Consider the following 16,807-nt stretch of genomic DNA (forward strand, 5'->3'; position numbering starts at 1 on the left):
CACATGCCCTGTGGGAGCCGGGCTTAAATTCAGTCTCGAGCAGCTCGTTCTATAGATATCTCCAACACTTTGATGGGTGCTCTTTATGTCTCCTGCAGCCTTGGTGCAACAGTTGCGCAAACGGCTCAGCAAACCGGCCGGCTATCAACTGTTCGACATTCATCTCAAGCAGCGCATTATCTTGAGCCCTTCACTGGCGCGGTTTGTGTTTACCGGCAAGGACATCGCACTGATGCGCACGCTGGCCCCTGATCAGCGGGTCAAACTGTTCTTTCCCTGTGCCAGTGGTGCCGCCCCCGCCCTGCCCACCCACGGCGACTGGCAAGCTGCCCGACGCGATCTGAAGCCCGAACACACACCGCCGATGCGCACTTACACCATCCGGGATTTACGTCCCGACAGGTACGAGCTGGACATCGACTTTGTGCTGCATGGTGAAACCGGGCCCGCCTCGCGCTGGGCGGTACAGGCCAAGCCTGGTGACCCGCTGCAAATCGTCGCCCCCAATGCCGACTACCCAGGTGACCCGGGCGGCTATGAATGGATGCCGCCGCAAGGCGTGCGCAAAATCCTGCTGATCGGCGACGAAACCGCCCTGCCCGCCATTGCCGGCATCCTCGAACAATTGGCCAAACACCCTGACACCCCACAGGTGCAGGTGTTTATCGAAGTCCCGGATGAGTCCGACTGCCTGGCGCTGACAGCCGGTGCCAATACCAGTGTTCACTGGCTACCGCGGGTCTCGCCGCACACACAACACGGCGAAGGCATGCTCTTGGCTGCCCGCGAACTGGCGAGCCTGCCCCCCACACGCGGCAACCTTCAAGACAGCGCAACGCTCGATGAACTGGACGCAGATAGCCAGCGCCTGTGGGACCTGGCCAGCGCCAAGCAGAGTGAGTTCTATGCCTGGGTAGCCGGTGAGTCCGGGGCGGTCATGAATATTCGACGGTTTTTCGTCAATGAATGCGGGCTTGATCGCAAGTCGCTGACGTTGATGGGGTATTGGAAACAGGGTCGTTCGTTGGAGTAATCCAACAGGCAAAAAGCAAGCGGGACGCGCCAAGCAATCCTGCAACATTTTTTTACAACTCAAGCTTCGGGTTTTGCACATCTCATACGTCCTACATGGATAGCAATCGCATTATCACCTGCGATTACACACATGCTCAGCCGTGAGTCTGCCGTTCCCCATGTCGAAAAAATCTCGTTCCAAGGCCTGGTTCCTGGTCCACAGCTGGTTAACGCTGCCGATCTGGTTCTTTGTATTAATTGTTTGTGTCACCGGCACGCTGGCCGTGGTCAGCCAGGAGATCGTCTGGCTGGCGACGCCTGAAGCCCGGGCTACACAGCCGTCCAGTGACGCGCCGTTGCTCACCTATGAGCAGGTGCTCACTACCATTCATAAAGCCGAACCGGCATTGGCCGTGCAGTCGATCAGCCGTCCGGACGAGTCGCACTTTGCGCTGGTGGCCCGGGTGGTGTACCCGGATGGCCGCTCGCCGTCGCTGTATATCAACCCGTACACCGGGGCCATTCAGGGCGAGAGTTCGAGCTTTGATTTCCGTCAGTTCACCCGCGCCCTGCACGGTTGGTGGCTGGTGCCGTTCACCAATGGTTACAGCTGGGGCTGGTACCTGGTGTCGTTGCTCGGCCTGCCGTTGTTGGGCTCGTTGATTACCGGGCTGGTGGTGTACAAAAAATTCTGGAAAGGCTTCCTCAAGCCCACCCTGCGCTTGAAGCACGGCGCGCGGATTTTCTGGGGGGATTTCCATCGGCTGTGCGGGATCTGGTCGATCTGGTTTATCGCAGTGATATCCATCACCGGCCTGTGGTTTCTGATTGAAGCCTTTATGTTCGATAACCAGATTTCAATTTCAACGGCGGGCAACCCGCCCGTCGTGGCGCGCCAGGATGTGCCGATCACGGCGGACGGCCAGCCAGCGCCACGCATCAACCTTGATCAGGCCGTACAAATTGCCGCCGAGAGTATTCCAGGCCTGGAAGCCAGTTTTATCAGCCTGCCAAGCAATGCCTACGGTCATATCGAAGTAGGCGGGCCGGGCTGGTATCCGCTGTTGTTCCAGACCGCTGATATCAACCCGTACAACGGCGCGATCGAAGGCTCGCGGATGATTGCCGACCGCTCCGGGCTGGAGTTGGTGACCGAGTCCATGCGCCCGCTTCACACCGGGGATTTTGGCGGGCTGTGGGTCAAGCTGATCTGGTTCTTCTTCGGCCTGGTGCTGAGCATGATGGTGCTGAGCGGCCTGCTGATCTGGACCAAACGCACCGCCCTGGCCACCGCCAATGCGCTCAAACGCAGCCATAAACCTGCCCGTGTGCCCGTTGGCACGCAGACTGTGACAGCGCGCAGCGCTCAGCCTGAGGAGGCCAACGTATGAGTAAGGCAGCGGCAGTAGCGCCCTCTTCCGCACTGGGACGCTGGTGGCTCAAATGGCGTTTTCACATCAACATTCTGTTGTTGCTGATCCCGCTGGGCTTTATGCCCAAATACTTTCACGAAATGTCGCTGTTTCGCGGCGACAGCGGTCTGGGTGAGCGTGAAGTCGGCACGGTACAGGTCGGCCCCTGGAGCCTGAAACTGGCGGAATTGCGCAACGAAGGCCCCCGCCCCGACGGCCCGGCGGGCTATATGAAGATCTTTACCGCGGCGCTCTGCGACACCTGCGCCGAGCAGGTCAAGGCCGGGTACTTGCGCATCGGCAAACCCCGCAGTTTGCGCGCTGCCGGGGTGATTTTCTTCGGCACGCCTTACCGTATGGGGGCCAGCCTGCCGATTCCGGAACGCACCAAAGCCGATGCCGAGCTGTGGATCACCCTCGAGGGGTGGGACGGCTCGATGCATCAGGCATCCATCCCCCTGAGCGAGGCTTCACCGGCAACCATGGCCTGGCTGGCTCAACAAGGAGGTAAACGATGAGTTCGCACCTGTTCAAACACCCCGCGCGCCGCGCCATGGCAGCGGGTTTTCTGGCCTTGCTGGGGTTCAGCGGCCAGGCGCTGGCACACAACCCGATGTGTGAGTGCAAAAGCCTGGGCGACGACCAGATTCGCTGCACCGGCGGGTTTTCCGATGGCAGCGGTGCCCCGGGCGTCACCCTGGATGTGATCGGCTACGACGAAACCATTCTGGTGCCCGGCAAACTGGGCCAGGACTCGACCCTGACCTTCAAGCGCCCGGAAGGCGAGTTCTACGTGCTGTTTGACGCAGGCCCCGGCCACATTGTTGAAATCGACCAAGCCGATATCGAATGAATACTCACGTCGTTCGCCCGGCCGGTGCCGGGCATGAAACCTTGTATGTGTTGCTGTTGTGCCTGTTGATTCTGTGCGTGGCCGGCTCGGTCGTGGCCTGGCGTCATGAGTCCCATGAAGCAACGTCAGTAGAGGCCCATCAACTCGATGCCCGGCTCGATCTGAATGCCGCCGAGCAGGGTATTTACGCCGATCTGCGCGTCACGCTGGATGAAATCAATCTGTTGCGTGAAGAAACCCGTGCCCTGCCCCAGCCCGAAGAGCTGGCCGAAGAAGGCTTCGCACCCTTTGCCAGCGACGCCAGCTCGGTGAGCCGCGGCAATCATGCCTGGCAGTTGCTGGGCGAACAGGCCTACCTGGGCGTGAGCCCCGACCCCGAAGTGGCGGGCTCGTTCTTGATGCGCATCAGCGAGCAGCCCGATGTGTGGCTCAACCGCAACAGCAACGTCAGCGCCCCCACCGACTTCAGCGATGCCGCCTTGCTCCAGAACGGCTGGAAGCAAGTGATCGCCCAATTCGATGCCGGGGTCACTCGCCAGCATCGGCACTGAACCCACCGCTTCACCTGAGAGAAGACTGCGCGCCATGTCCATTTCATCTGTGTTTCGACGCCGCACCTTGTTGCTGGCCGGCCTCCTGGCCTTTTGCCTTTCCCCCATGGCGCAGGCCGACACGGCCGCCCCGGCCCCGCCGGCCAAACCGCTGCGCATTGGCATCACCCTGCACCCGTATTACAGCTACGTGAAAAACATCGTCGGCGACAAGGCTGAAGTGGTGCCGCTGATTCCGGCCGGTTTCAACCCGCACGCCTATGAACCCCGCGCTGAAGACATCAAGCGCATCGGTACGCTGGACGTGATCGTGCTCAATGGCGTAGGCCATGACGACTTTGCCGACAAGATGATCGAAGCCAGTGAAAAACCGGACATCGCGGTAATCGAAGCCAACGAAAACGTGCCGCTGCTGGCCGCCACCGGCACCGCTGCACGTGGCGCTGGCAAGGTGGTCAACCCGCACACCTTCCTGTCGATCAGCGCCTCCATTGCGCAGGTCAACAACATTGCCCGTGAACTGGGCAAGCTCGATCCGGCCAATGCCAAGACCTACACCGCCAACGCCCGCGCCTACGGCAAGCGCCTGCGCCAGATGCGTGCCGAGGCCTTGGCCAAGCTGACTGAAGCCCCCAACGCTGACTTGCGCGTCGCCACAGTGCACGCCGCCTATGACTACCTGTTGCGTGAGTTTGGCCTCGAAGTGACCGCCGTGGTCGAGCCTGCCCACGGCATTGAGCCGAGCCCCAGCCAGTTGAAAAAGACCATCGACCAACTGCGCGATCTGGATGTGAAAGTCATCTTCTCGGAGATGGACTTCCCGTCGACGTACGTGGAGACCATCCAGCGTGAGTCCGGGGTCAAACTGTACCCGCTGTCGCACATTTCGTACGGCGACTACACCGCCGACAAGTACGAAAAAGAGATGAACAACAATCTCAACACCGTGGTCAAGGCGATCCAGGAGTCCGGGGCATGACGGTGGCTGAATCCCTTGCAGTCAAGCCCTGCGGGCCGGGCGTGACGTTTGATCAGGTGTCGCTGACCCTGGGCCGCACCACGATCCTGGACCGAGTGAGTTTCGACATCCGCGCGGGCAGCGTGCATGCCCTGGTCGGACCCAATGGCGGCGGCAAAAGCTCGCTGATCAAAACCCTGCTCGGGCAAATGCCGCACCAGGGCGAGTTGCGCATGACCTGGACAGATGAACCGGGATTGATCGGCTATGTTCCTCAGGCACTGGAGTTCGACCGTGGCTTGCCTATGACGGTAGACGACTTCATGGCTGCCATGTGCCAGCGACGTCCGGCCTTTATGGGGTTGTCGAAGAAGGTCGCCCCGGCCATCGGCCAAGCGTTGGAGCGCGTGGGTATGCAGCACAAGCGCAAGCGCCGCATGGGCGCGTTATCCGGCGGCGAGCGCCAGCGCGTATTGCTGGCTCAGGGGCTGATTCCAGCCCCGCAATTGCTGGTGCTGGACGAGCCGATGTCGGCGCTGGACGAGGCCGGGGCGCAGGTATTTGAACGCTTGCTCAAAGACTGGCAGCAGTCTGGCGTCACCGTGGTGTGGATCGAGCACGACCTGGAGGCCGTCAAGCGTTTGGCCGACCGCGTCACCGGGCTGAACCGACAAGTGCTGTTCGATGGCCCGCCTGCCCAAACCCTCAGCCCCGAACGTTTGTTGAGCCTGTTTTCCACCCACCCCAAAATCAGCGGGAGCGCCCAGTCATGACCTATGAAGCGTTCCGCCTGATGGTTCAAGGCTGGGCCACGGCCGGGTATCTGCCTGAAGTGCTGGCCTATGGGTTTGTGGTCAATGCCCTGCTGGCCGGTTTGTTGATCGGCCCGGTACTGGGCGGGCTCGGCACGCTGGTGGTGGTCAAGCGCTTCGCGTTCTTTTCCGAGGCCGTGGGCCATGCAGCGCTGACCGGGGTGGCCATCGGCATCCTGCTCGGCGAGCCCTACACCGGCCCTTATGGCAGCCTGTTCGGCTACTGCCTGTTGTTCGGCATCCTGCTCAATTACCTGCGTAACCGTACCGGCCTTGCGCCAGACACCTTGATCGGCGTCTTCCTCTCGGTGTCGCTGGCCCTGGGCGCCAGCCTGCTGCTGATCCTGGCGGGCAAGATCAACATCCATATCCTCGAAAACGTCCTGTTCGGCTCGGTGCTGACCGTCAATGGCAACGACCTGCTGGTGTTGGCGATTGTCGGCGCACTGGTACTGGGGCTGAGCTTGCCGCTGTACAACCGCATCATGCTCGCCAGCTTCAACCCGCAACTGGCCGCTGTGCGCGGCGTGGCCGTGAAGTCGCTGGACTACCTGTTCGTGATTCTGGTGACGCTGATCACCGTGGCGGCGGTCAAGGTGATCGGGGCGATTCTGGTGGGTGCTCTGCTGGTGATTCCGGCCGCTGCGGCGCGCTTGCTCAGCCAGTCACTGAAGGGCTTTTTCTGGATTTCGGTGTTGATCGCCACGATCAGCACCTTGTGCGGGATCTTGCTGCCTATCGTCTTTGACCTACCGATTCCGTCCGGCGCCGCGATCATCCTGGTGGCCGGTGTCGCCTTCGCCCTGGCCGCCATTGCTCGTGGCGTGGTGCCGGGCCTCAAAGGGAATATTGGATAAATGTTCACACTGCGCAAATTGACACTGGCCATCGCCATCACCGGCCTGCTCAGCACCCCGCTGCTGGCCGCCACCCCGCCACCGGTGCGCATCCTCGCCAGCCTGCCGATTACCTATGGCTTGAGCGAGTTGCTGCTCAAGGACAGCGGTGTGATCCTTGAGCGTGCGGCGGCGGCCAACCTGCCCGGCAGTCGACAAAGCGCCTACTTCAGCGGTCGCGGCGCCCCGGCCTTGCAAAAACTCGCTGAAAACGCGGACGCCGTGGTTGGCCTGCGCTCGTTGTGGAATGACGACCCGTTGTACCCGATGGCCCGTCGCAGCAATATCCGCATCGTCGAAGTCGACGCCGCCCGCCCTGTGGACGGCAGCTTGCCGGGCATTGCCGTGCAGCCGGGCGTTCACAGCGACGGTCTGAACAGCCAGCCGTGGCTAGCCAGCAACAACATGGGACGCATGGCCGACGTGATCGCGGCTGACTTGGTGCGATTGGCCCCTGCCGCCAAGCCGAAGATCGAAGCCAACCTGGCCGAGCTGAAACAACGCCTGCTCAAACTCAGCGCCGAGAGCGAGTCCCGGCTGGCCAAGGCGGACAATTTAAGCGTGGTCAGTGTGTCGGATCGGCTGGACTATTTGATCAGCGGACTGAACCTTGAGCGGGTTGACGTGGCGCACAAGAGTGAAGACCCGTGGACACCGCAAGCCCTCAAGGCTTTGACACACACCCTCAAGGAAAACGATGTGGCGCTGGTGCTGGACCATCGCGAACCTTCGCCAGAGTTGAAGGCCGCGATTGCTGAGGGCGGCAGCCAGTGGGTAGTGATCGGCGCTGACGGTGCAGATCCGGTGGCGCAGTTGCAGAGCAACATTGATGAGATTGTGGCGCAGTTGCCCTAGCCCTCTCCCGCAGGGAGAGGGAACTGATCGGGATGTCTATAGATATTCATCGACCGGACCTACCGTGTCGATTGTGGATTCAACACAGCACTCTCTGAGTAAAGCCTGCCTTCAATATCCCACAATCAGCCCCCTCTCCTTCCGGGAGAGGGTTGGGGTGAGGGAAATCAGTGGGTGGCCACGGCATCCATTTTCTGGCGCAGGCTCAAGGGCCGCATATCGGTCCAGACTTCTTCGATATACGCCAGGCACTCAGGCTTGAGGCCGCTTTTGCCCACCGCGCGCCAGCCGTTGGGGATGGCCTTGTAATCCGGCCAGATCGAATACTGCTCTTCATGGTTCACCACCACTTGGAAGAGGATGTCATCGCGGTCAAATACTGAACTCATGTACGGGTCTCCGTCGCTGTAAAGATATGAATCTAACGAGTGATCACGGGCAGAAATTAGAGCCGGGTGATCGCTGCCGCCATGGCATTGCCAAAGATGGCCGCGACGTGGTCGATTTCGCTGGCGGTGATGATCAGTGGCGGCAAGAAGCGCACTACGCTGCCCTGGCGCCCACCCAATTCCAGAATCAGGCCGCGCTTCAAGCATTCGCGCTGCACCAGCGGCGCCAGCCGGGCAAAGACCGGCGGATGCCCCTGGGCATCCAGCTTGCCGGCAGGGTCTACCAGCTCGACCCCGAGCATCAGGCCGCGACCGCGAATGTCCCCCATTTGCGGGAAGTCACGCTGCAGGACGTGCAGGTGTTCGCTGAGGCGCTCGCCCATGGCAGCCGCATGCGCAGCCACGTTGTGCTGCTTGAGATAGCGCATCACCGCCGAACCTGCCGCCATGGCCATCTGATTACCACGGAACGTCCCGGCATGGGCGCCGGGCAGCCAGGTGTCGAGCCACTCGCGATACACCACCACCGCCAACGGCAAGCTGCCGCCGATGGCTTTGGACAGCACCACCACGTCCGGGATGATTCCGGCGTGCTCAAAAGCAAACATTTTTCCGGTACGGGCAAAGCCGCTCTGGATCTCGTCGACGATCAACGCCACACCCGCTTGCTCGGTGATCCGGCGCAATCCGCGCAGCCAATCGAGGTCGGCGGCAATAACGCCGCCCTCGCCCTGCACCACTTCGACAATCACCGCGGCCGGCAACTGCACACCGGCTTCAGGGTCGCTGAAGAGGTTTTCCAGGTAGTGCAAATTGGCCTGCAGGCCCTGCTTACCGCCCAGCCCGAATGGGCAGCGGTACTCGTAGGGATACGGCATGAATTGCACGCCATTGCTGAGCAAGGCGGCCAACGGCTTTTTCGGTCCCAGGCTGCCCATCAGGCTCAAGGCCCCCTGGCTCATGCCGTGATACCCACCGGTAAACGACACCACGGTGCTGCGGCCTGTTGCGGTGCGAACCAGTTTCAGCGCGGCTTCGACAGCATCGGTGCCGGTGGGGCCGCAGAACTGGATTTTCGCTTCACAGGCCAAAGGGCCAGGCAATAAGCCGAACAGGTCCTGAACAAACTGGTCTTTGACCGGCGTGGTGAGGTCCAGGGTATGCAGGGGCAGTTCATCACTGAGCACCTGCTGGATCGCTTCGATCACTACCGGGTGGTTGTGCCCCAGGGCCAAGGTCCCGGCACCGGCCAGGCAGTCAATGAAACGGCGGCCTTCGACGTCTTCAAGGTACAAACCCTTGGCGCGCTTGAGGGCCAGTGGCAGGCGCCGGGGGTAACTGCGCGCGTTAGACTCCTGTCGGCTCTGGCGCGCCAGCAGCGGGGATTCTTCAAACTCGTACAGTGGTTCAACCGGGTGATCTTCAACAAGGCTGGTTGCAACTGACATTCCTGGGACCCTCAATACGCCGATGGGATTGACCAAAACTTTCCTGTTCTGGAAACGCATCAGCGCACTGAGGATTTAGCGGGCAGGCGCAAATCGCCTGCGCAGCCGATCAGTCAGCTTTGTTGGCGGCCTGCTGCAGCTTGTTGCGCAGCACAGAGCGATAGGCCACGCCCAACACCACAAACCAGCCCGGTACCAGGTACAACGCGGCACGGGTGTCATCTTCAAGGGCCAGCAGCACCAGGATGAACACAAAAAAGGCCAGGCAAACCCAGACCATGGCCTTGCCTCCCGGCATTTTGAAAATCGATGCCTGGTGCAGGTGATCGCTGCGCTTGCGGTACGCCAGGTAGGACAACAGGATCATGGTCCAGACGAACATGAACAGGGTTGCCGAGACCGTGGTGATCAGGGTGAACGCGTCCATCAGGTTCGGCACCAGATAAATCACCAGCGCGCCCGCTAACAGGCAGGTGCAGGAGAAGATCAACCCATTGGACGGTACAGCCCGCTTCGACAGGTTCTTGAACTTGCTCGGCGCATCGCCATCCAGCGCCAGGCCGTAGAGCATGCGGCTGGTGGAAAATACCCCGCTGTTGGCCGAGGACGCAGCCGAGGTCAGCACCACAAAGTTGATGATCCCCGCAGCTGCAGGCAGACCGGCCAGCACGAACAATTCAACAAACGGGCTCTTGTCGGCCACCACGTCACGCCATGGCGTGACGGCCAGAATGGCGATCAGGGCACAGACATAGAACATGATGATGCGCAGCGGGATCGAGTTGATGGCCCGCGGCAGGTTGCGTTCCGGGTTCTTGGTTTCGGCAGCGGTGGTGCCGACCAGTTCGATCCCGACAAAGGCAAAGACGGCAATCTGGAAACCGGCGAAGAAGCCCATCAGACCGTGGGGGAACATGCCGCCGTCGGTCCACAGGTTGCTCAGGGCAGCGGTGTTGCCGGCAGGTGACTGGTATGCGGTGATCACCATGTACAGGCCGGTGCAGACCAGCGAGCAGATCGCCACGATCTTGATCATGGCAAACCAGAACTCGATCTCACCGAACATCTTCACGGTAATCAGGTTCAGCGACAGCAGCACTGCCACGCAGCCGATTGCCGGTAGCCACAGCGGGATGTTCGGGAACCAGAATTGGGTATAGCCGGAGATCGCGATCACGTCGGCGATGCCGGTGACCACCCAGCAAAACCAGTAGGTCCAGCCAGTGAAATAACCGGCCATCGGCCCCAGCAGGTCCGTGGCGAAGTCGATAAACGACTTGTACTTGAGGTTGGATAACAGCAGTTCGCCCATGGCACGCATGACGAAGAACAGCATGAAACCGATGATCATGTAGACGAAGATGATCGAAGGACCGGCCAGACTGATGGTTTTTCCGGAGCCCATGAACAGGCCGGTGCCAATGGCACCACCAATGGCGATCAACTGAATATGGCGGTTGGACAAATTTCGTTTGAGCTCAGGCTCTTCACCGTCAGGACGGTGATCCAGCGTGGAGTGCGTCATGGTGCTTCCTCTTCTTGTTCTTGCGCGGGCATCCTCAAGGGTTTAATGCTTGCGACAAGGGATACCCGTCTATTTCGGGTCTGACCAGCAAACCCGCCAGGGCAGCGGTGTTTACATCACAAGCATGCATGCTAGCGGAATGAAATCACCGCAGAAAAGCGCTTTTTTCAAGAAGATTCAGCGAGATACGCGGCCAGTCGGCCTGAGCGTTGCGCTCCATGACATGCAACTTTGCCAGTGGAGCGCCAGTGGTTATTGGGGTTCAGGCGCTTTGCAACGGCATGCGCAGTTCCACGCGCAAGCCATCGGCCTGGCTGTCGAAGGCCAGTTCGCCGGCGCAGCGTTCGACAATCGCCTGCACAATCGCCAGGCCCAGGCCACACCCGTTGCTGTTGCCATTGCGCCAGAAACGCTGGGTCATGTGCTGCAGGGTCTCGGGCGACAGGCCCGGGCCGTGGTCTCGCACCACAAACACCACGTGCTCACCCTCGGCGCGCACCTTCAATTGCACCCGAGTGTCCGCCGAGGTATGCCGCAGGGCGTTGTCGAGCAAATTGCGCAAAGCAGCAATCGCCAATACCGAAGGCACCTGCAACCGGGTATCCGGAAGGTCATCAGCCAGTTGCAGTTGCACGCGATCTGCTGCGCCACTGGCCGCATCGTTAATGGCCAGACGCGCCACTTGTTCAGCCGAGCACTGCACGCCGTCATCAAATGACAGGCTGCCTTCAACCCGCGCCAGCAACAGCAACTGCTCCAGGGTGCGGTGCAAACGATCTGCCCCGGCTTCGGCGTGGGCCAGCGATTGTTCGCGGGCGGCGCCGTCAGTCATGCGCGCCACCTGCAAGTGGGTCTTGATGGCGGTCAACGGGCTGCGCAGCTCATGTGCCGCGTCGCCGGTAAGGCGGCGCTCACGCTCAATGGCCTTGGCAATACGCGCCAGCAGCTGGTTTTGAGAGTCGAGCAACGGTTTCAACTCGCTGGGCAACGGGCTGATCTGCAAGGGTTGCAGCGAGTCGGCATCGCGGCGCATCAAGGCATCACGCATGCGGTTGAGCGGCGCCAGCCCCTGGCCAAGGCCCAGCCACAGCAGCAACAGGCACACGATCAACGCCATGCCCACCGGCACCGAGGCGGCGAGCAGCACAGAGAGGTTCAGGGCTTCACGCTCGACCTGCCGGTCGGCGGTGGTAATGCGAATATCGCCACGGTCCAGAGTGAAAGTGCGCCAGGCCGCGCCGTCGATCATCTGGTCATGAAAACCCGCCGATTCGGCGTGCATCGGCTGGTCCGGGTTGTTGTGGCTGCGGGCCAGGACTTCACCGCGCAACGAACTGACCTGACACGCCATCCCCCCAGGAATAGTCAGTTGTTCGGCACTGAAGTGGGTCCCCTCGCCCTTGACCGGCAATTGTGGCAACTGCTCCAGCAGCCCGGCCACCATGCGTGCAGACGCTACCAGCCGCTGATCAAGCGAGAACATCATTTGCTGGCGCAGGTCGCTGAGCATCCAGGCCGCTGCCAGCGCCCAGACCAGCACAAACGCCGAGCCGATGGTCAGGCTCAAACGCAGACGCATGCTCATCATGACGGCTCGGCACCGTCGGCAGTGCCCAGGCGATAGCCCAGACCGCGCACGGTTTCGACGATGCCTTTGCCCAGCTTGGAGCGCAGGTGATGGATATGAACGTTCAGGGCATTGCTCTCCAGTTCGTCGCCAAAGCCGTAAATGCTGTCTTTTAGTTGCTCGGCCGACAATACACGCCCGCGGTTATGCAGCAGGGCTTGCAGCAACGCCTGCTCACGGCGCGACAAATCCACCGGCTGACCCGCCAGCAACGTCACGCGGCTGCTCGGGTCGTAGCTCAATTGCCCGTGTTCGATCAGGTTGACGCTGCGCCCGGCCACCCGGCGCAACAGGGTGTGCAGGCGTGCGGCCAGCTCGCGCAGGTCGAAGGGTTTGAGCAGGTAGTCATCGGCTCCAGCCTGCAGACCATCGACCCGGTCGGTCACCGAATCACGGGCGGTGAGCACCAGCACTGGCAATTCAAAGCCCTGATGACGCAACTGATGCAGCAACTTGAGGCCGTCTTCGTCAGGCAACCCCAGGTCGAGCACCATCACATCGAACTCGGCCGCCTTGAGCATGGCCTTGGCGGCACTGGCGGTGCCGACGTGTTCAACCGTCAGCCCCTGCGCCGTCAGCCCGGCCACAATGCCGCTGGCAATCAGTTCATCGTCTTCGCAAACCAGTACGTGCATGCTCATACCCGCGTTAAATGTGCCGATTAAAAAATCATGGGATTAAGGGCGGATTATCCCGAAGGTGCCAACCATATCCGCCCCCTCAATGTAGTGCACCCACTTTGATTAAAGCGGTTGTCAGTTTCGCTTCACAATTAACACTCGGTTAATCAACAAACGCCAAGGTGGCGGGTATTCATAAGACCAAGGCTGGGCGTATGCACCGTTTGTTCATTTTCATGTTTCTTCTACTGACGGGCTTGAGCCAGGCACAAGCCAGTGATGACCCTTTTGCTCGACAAGCCGACTTCTTGCCGGTGGCCAAGGCGTTTGCCTTCACCAGTGAGGCGCTGCCGTCGGGCGAAACGCGTCTGAGCTGGAAAATCGCCGATAACTACTACCTGTACCAAAAACGCTTCAAGTTCGAGGGCCTGGACCCCACCCACACACCCGCCTTGCCCCAGGGCGAGGAACACAGTGACGAGTTTTTCGGCGCCAGCCAGGTCTATCGCCAATACGTTGAAATGCTGATCCCGGCCGGGGCCAGCGGCCAAGTCAAAGTGAGCTGGCAAGGCTGCGCCGATGCCGGCCTGTGCTATCCGCCACAAAGCCAAGTGGTTGATCTGGGCGGCACCCAGCCCGTTGCGGCTCAAGGCCAAGCCCAGGACCAGTCCCTGGCCGCCAGTTTGCAGCAGCGTTCGCTGGGCTGGAGCTTGTTGCTGTTCTTCGGACTGGGCCTGCTGCTGGCCTTTACCCCATGTTCCCTGCCCATGCTGCCGATCCTGGCGGGGCTGGTGGTGGGCAGCGGCGCCAGTGCCGGACGCGGCTTTGCCGTGGCCAGCAGCTATGTGCTGAGCATGGCGCTGGTGTATGCCGGTCTGGGCGTCCTGGCGGCCATGCTCGGCGCCAATCTGCAGGCGCTGTTGCAACAACCCTGGCTGCTTGGCAGCTTTGCCGCACTGTTCGTGGTGCTGGCGTTGCCGATGTTTGGCTTCTTTGAATTACAACTGCCGGCCGCCCTGCGCGACCGCCTCGAAAACGCCGGGCGCGGTCGCAAAGGTGGCAGCCTGCTGGGGGCTGGCATTCTGGGCGCCCTGTCCGGTTTGCTGGTAGGCCCGTGCATGACCGCCCCGCTGGCCGGCGCCCTGCTGTACATCGCACAAAGCGGCAATGCGGTGGAAGGTGGGCTGGTGCTGTTTGTGATGGGCGTCGGGATTGGCATGCCGTTGTTGCTGCTGGTCACCGTGGGCAGCCGCTTCCTGCCCAAGCCGGGTGCCTGGATGGACCTGACCAAGGGCCTGTTCGGCTTCCTGTTCCTGGGCACGGCCTTGCTGTTGTTACGCCCGGTGGTGAGTGAAACCCTGTGGCTCGGTCTGTGGGGCGTGTTGCTGATTATTTTTGCCAGCAGCCTGTGGCAGCAAGCTCAGCACTTTGCCCGCGCCAAACCGTTTTTTAACCCGCTGAGCCTGTTGGCCGGAATCTGGGGGGGCTTGATGCTTATTGGCGCCGCAGGAGGTGGCACCGACCTGGGGCAGCCGTTGCAGGTCTACACTGCGAAAACCGTAATCGGCAGCCCGGTGAGCACCGGCCATGGCGACTTCATTACCCTCAGCGATCCGGCCAGCCTGGATCGCGAATTGGCCAGCGCCAAGGCCGAAGGGCAATGGGTGCTGCTCGATTACTACGCTGACTGGTGTGTGTCGTGCAAAGTCATGGAAAAGCAGGTGTTCGCCAAGCCCCAAGTGCAAGCGGCCCTGCAAGGTGTCCGCCTGTTGCGTCTTGATGTGACCGCCGATAATGTCGCCAGCCGCGAATTGCTCAGCCGTTATCAAGTGCCAGGCCCACCCAGTTTCATCTGGATTGGTCCTAACGGGGTTGAGCGTCGTGGGCAACGGATTACCGGCGAAGTCAACGCCGAGACTTTTTTGAACAACTGGAACGCCACTCGGGAAACCCCTTAAATGCTCACCCTGACCATCGGTTCGTTTGCCTTGGCAATTAACCACCTGCTGCTGATTCTGGCTCTCGCCCTGGCGACGCTGGTCGGTTGGCGGGTGGCCAAACGAGGCGGCGAGAACCCTGAGTCAGTGTTGTTTGCCCTGTTTTTGCTGGGTTTGCTGGTGGCGCGGATCGGTTTTGTCATCGCTTTTTGGCCGCACTTTCAAAACAGCCCGCTGAAAATGCTCGATCTGCGCGACGGCGGTTTCATGGTCTGGCCAGGATTGTTCGCGGTGGTCGCTGGCGCAGTGTTCTGGGGCTGGCGCCGCGCCGGCTTGCGTCGCCCCCTGGCCTGGGGCCTGAGCACCGGGCTGACCTTCTGGATACTGGCCAGCCTGTCCTCCAGCCTCTATGAGCAAGGCTCGCGGCTGCCTGAACTGACCCTGCGCAATGCCAACGGCGAGTCCGTGCAGTTGAGCAGTTACCAGGGCGGGCCGCTGGTCATCAATTTGTGGGCCACCTGGTGCCCACCGTGCCGCCGAGAAATGCCGGTGCTGCAAAACGCACAGAAACTTCATCAGGATGTGACGTTCCTATTCGTCAACCAGGGCGAAAGCATGCAGAGCGTCAGCACGTTTCTTGAAACCCAGGGCCTCAGCCTGAGCAACATCCTGTTCGACAGCAGTGGGCAACTCGCTCAGAAAGTCGGCTCCATGGCCTTGCCCACCACCCTCTTCTACAGCGCTGACGGGCGATTGCAGCGCAGCCATTTGGGCGAACTGTCCGATGCCAGCCTGGCACAGGCAATGGAAGGCTTTAATAAAGAACACTCAAAGTCGGCTCAGCAGGTCGACCCAGCAAGGAATACGCACACATGCTTAACCGCAAACTGTTAAACCTCGGCCTGACCACTCTGCTCGGCGCTGCTGTGCTTCAGTCGCCCCTGCTGCAGGCCGAAGAACTGCCACCCGCGATCAAGAAAATCGAAGCCAAAGGCGCAAAGATCGTCGGCAGCTTTGATGCCCCCAGCGGTTTGAAAGGCTATGCCGCTCAGTACCAGAACCGTGGCATGGCCTTGTACCTGACGGCAGACGGCAATGTGCTGGTCGGCAATCTGTATGACGCTGACGGCAAAGACCTGAGCCTGGCCCCGTTGCAAAAGCTGGTGTATGCGCCGATGGCCAAAGAGGTCTGGGCCAACATGGAAAAGAGCAACTGGATCCAGGATGGCAAAAAGGATGCGCCGCGCATCGTTTACCTGTTCAGCGACCCGAACTGCCCGTATTGCAACATGTTCTGGGAGCAAGCTCGCCCATGGGTTGATTCAGGCAAAGTGCAATTGCGCCACATCATGGTCGGCATTATTCGCGAAGACAGCCCAGGCAAGTCTGCCGCTCTGTTGTCCGCCAAAGACCCGCAACAGGCCCTGCAGGATCACGAAAAGGCCGGCAAGACCAGCACCCTCAAGGCCTTGAGCAAAATCCCGGCAGATGTCCAGGCCAAGCTCGATGCCAACGCCCAACTCATGAGCGACCTGGAACTGTCGGCGACCCCGGCGATTTTCTACCTGGACGACCAGGGCAACCTGCAACAGCAGCAAGGTGCGCCTTCGCCAGACAAACTGGTGAAGATCCTGGGGCCCAAGTAACTATCGCAGCCTCGTACCTCGACAGCGACTACGGGGTTAATGGCGTCAAACACCACCAACGTGGTCGGATGTCCTCGAACGAGTTGTACAACGGCGCCAGCGCGGCGCCGTTAATGATTGTGTTCCATGCACAATCCCGTTGGCTTGCTGTCGAGATGCCAAGCGTAGCGAGCAACTTGCAACATACAGTTCACCCTGGAGCTGCCGCAGGCTGCGATCTGTTGATGTTTAAGATCAACAGATCGCGAGGCAAGCTCGGCTCCT

General features: G+C 60.7%; 17 protein-coding genes. 12 read left to right on the forward strand and 5 right to left on the reverse strand.

From position 1 onward, the window contains the following. Positions 1-85: 85 nt before the first annotated feature. The 9 genes from NTD86_RS16975 (at position 86) to NTD86_RS17015 (ending at position 7,351) form a co-directional block, all read left to right on the forward strand. Positions 86-1,033, forward strand: coding sequence for a siderophore-interacting protein (locus tag NTD86_RS16975; RefSeq protein WP_262203895.1), 948 nt, complete (start codon positions 86-88; stop codon positions 1,031-1,033). Positions 1,034-1,193: 160 nt separating this feature from the next. Then, positions 1,194-2,405 (forward strand): PepSY-associated TM helix domain-containing protein, encoded by a 1,212-nt coding sequence (locus NTD86_RS16980; protein ID WP_262203896.1) that lies wholly within the window; start codon positions 1,194-1,196, stop codon positions 2,403-2,405. Next, positions 2,402-2,944, forward strand: coding sequence for a thiamine pyrophosphate-binding protein (locus NTD86_RS16985; protein ID WP_262203898.1), 543 nt, complete (start codon positions 2,402-2,404; stop codon positions 2,942-2,944). The genes NTD86_RS16980 and NTD86_RS16985 overlap by 4 nt, the downstream gene beginning before the upstream one ends. Beyond that, on the forward strand, positions 2,941-3,279 hold the full coding sequence (locus NTD86_RS16990; RefSeq protein ID WP_410016989.1) for a hypothetical protein: 339 nt from the start codon (positions 2,941-2,943) through the stop codon (positions 3,277-3,279). Before NTD86_RS16985 ends, NTD86_RS16990 begins: the two co-directional genes overlap by 4 nt. Next, positions 3,276-3,830: a DUF6162 family protein gene (locus NTD86_RS16995; protein WP_262203900.1), complete on the forward strand. Its 555-nt coding sequence runs from the start codon at positions 3,276-3,278 to the stop codon at positions 3,828-3,830. The genes NTD86_RS16990 and NTD86_RS16995 overlap by 4 nt, the downstream gene beginning before the upstream one ends. Positions 3,831-3,864: 34 nt before the next feature. Then, a complete protein-coding gene (locus NTD86_RS17000) occupies positions 3,865-4,809 on the forward strand; it encodes a metal ABC transporter substrate-binding protein (RefSeq protein WP_262203901.1) in 945 nt (314 codons plus the stop codon). Further along, positions 4,806-5,561 carry a metal ABC transporter ATP-binding protein gene (locus NTD86_RS17005; RefSeq protein WP_262203902.1) on the forward strand — a complete coding sequence of 252 codons (756 nt, stop codon included), beginning with the start codon at positions 4,806-4,808 and terminating at the stop codon, positions 5,559-5,561. The genes NTD86_RS17000 and NTD86_RS17005 overlap by 4 nt, the downstream gene beginning before the upstream one ends. Further along, the gene (locus tag NTD86_RS17010) at positions 5,558-6,457 is read left to right on the forward strand and encodes a metal ABC transporter permease (protein WP_262203903.1); all 900 of its coding nucleotides are present in this window, start codon (positions 5,558-5,560) and stop codon (positions 6,455-6,457) included. The genes NTD86_RS17005 and NTD86_RS17010 overlap by 4 nt, the downstream gene beginning before the upstream one ends. Beyond that, on the forward strand, positions 6,458-7,351 hold the full coding sequence (locus NTD86_RS17015; RefSeq protein ID WP_262203904.1) for a metal ABC transporter solute-binding protein, Zn/Mn family: 894 nt from the start codon (positions 6,458-6,460) through the stop codon (positions 7,349-7,351). Positions 7,352-7,518: 167 nt separating this feature from the next. On the opposite strand, the gene NTD86_RS17020 is transcribed toward NTD86_RS17015, so the two are convergent. The 5 genes from NTD86_RS17020 to NTD86_RS17040 form a co-directional block, all read right to left on the reverse strand. Then, a complete protein-coding gene (locus NTD86_RS17020) occupies positions 7,519-7,740 on the reverse strand; it encodes an MbtH family protein (protein WP_048389352.1) in 222 nt (73 codons plus the stop codon). 56 nt (positions 7,741-7,796) lie between these two features. Next, entirely contained in the window at positions 7,797-9,188 is a 1,392-nt protein-coding gene (locus tag NTD86_RS17025; RefSeq protein WP_262203905.1) for an aspartate aminotransferase family protein, read from the reverse strand. A gap of 109 nt (positions 9,189-9,297) precedes the next feature. Further along, entirely contained in the window at positions 9,298-10,713 is a 1,416-nt protein-coding gene (gene cycA / locus NTD86_RS17030; protein ID WP_262203906.1) for a D-serine/D-alanine/glycine transporter, read from the reverse strand. A 262-nt stretch (positions 10,714-10,975) separates the two neighbouring features. Continuing rightward, the gene (locus NTD86_RS17035) at positions 10,976-12,301 is read right to left on the reverse strand and encodes an ATP-binding protein (protein WP_262203908.1); all 1,326 of its coding nucleotides are present in this window, start codon (positions 12,299-12,301) and stop codon (positions 10,976-10,978) included. Further along, entirely contained in the window at positions 12,298-12,975 is a 678-nt protein-coding gene (locus NTD86_RS17040) for a response regulator (RefSeq protein WP_262203909.1), read from the reverse strand. Before NTD86_RS17040 ends, NTD86_RS17035 begins: the two co-directional genes overlap by 4 nt. A 200-nt stretch (positions 12,976-13,175) precedes the next feature. Between NTD86_RS17040 and dsbD the strand changes: the two genes are divergently transcribed. From dsbD to dsbG, 3 genes are read left to right on the forward strand one after another with little or no spacing between them, the layout of a single operon-like run. Beyond that, positions 13,176-14,918 carry a protein-disulfide reductase DsbD gene (dsbD, locus tag NTD86_RS17045; protein ID WP_262203910.1) on the forward strand — a complete coding sequence of 581 codons (1,743 nt, stop codon included), beginning with the start codon at positions 13,176-13,178 and terminating at the stop codon, positions 14,916-14,918. Then, complete coding sequence (locus NTD86_RS17050) at positions 14,919-15,791, forward strand: TlpA family protein disulfide reductase (protein WP_262203912.1); 873 nt, start codon at positions 14,919-14,921, stop codon at positions 15,789-15,791. Next, positions 15,770-16,543, forward strand: a complete 774-nt coding sequence (dsbG, locus tag NTD86_RS17055) for a thiol:disulfide interchange protein DsbG (protein ID WP_262203913.1) — start codon at positions 15,770-15,772, stop codon at positions 16,541-16,543. Before NTD86_RS17050 ends, dsbG begins: the two co-directional genes overlap by 22 nt. Positions 16,544-16,807 lie beyond the last annotated feature (264 nt).

The sequence above is a fragment of the Pseudomonas sp. 7P_10.2_Bac1 genome (genome assembly GCF_025465935.1).
GTDB lineage: Bacteria > Pseudomonadota > Gammaproteobacteria > Pseudomonadales > Pseudomonadaceae > Aquipseudomonas.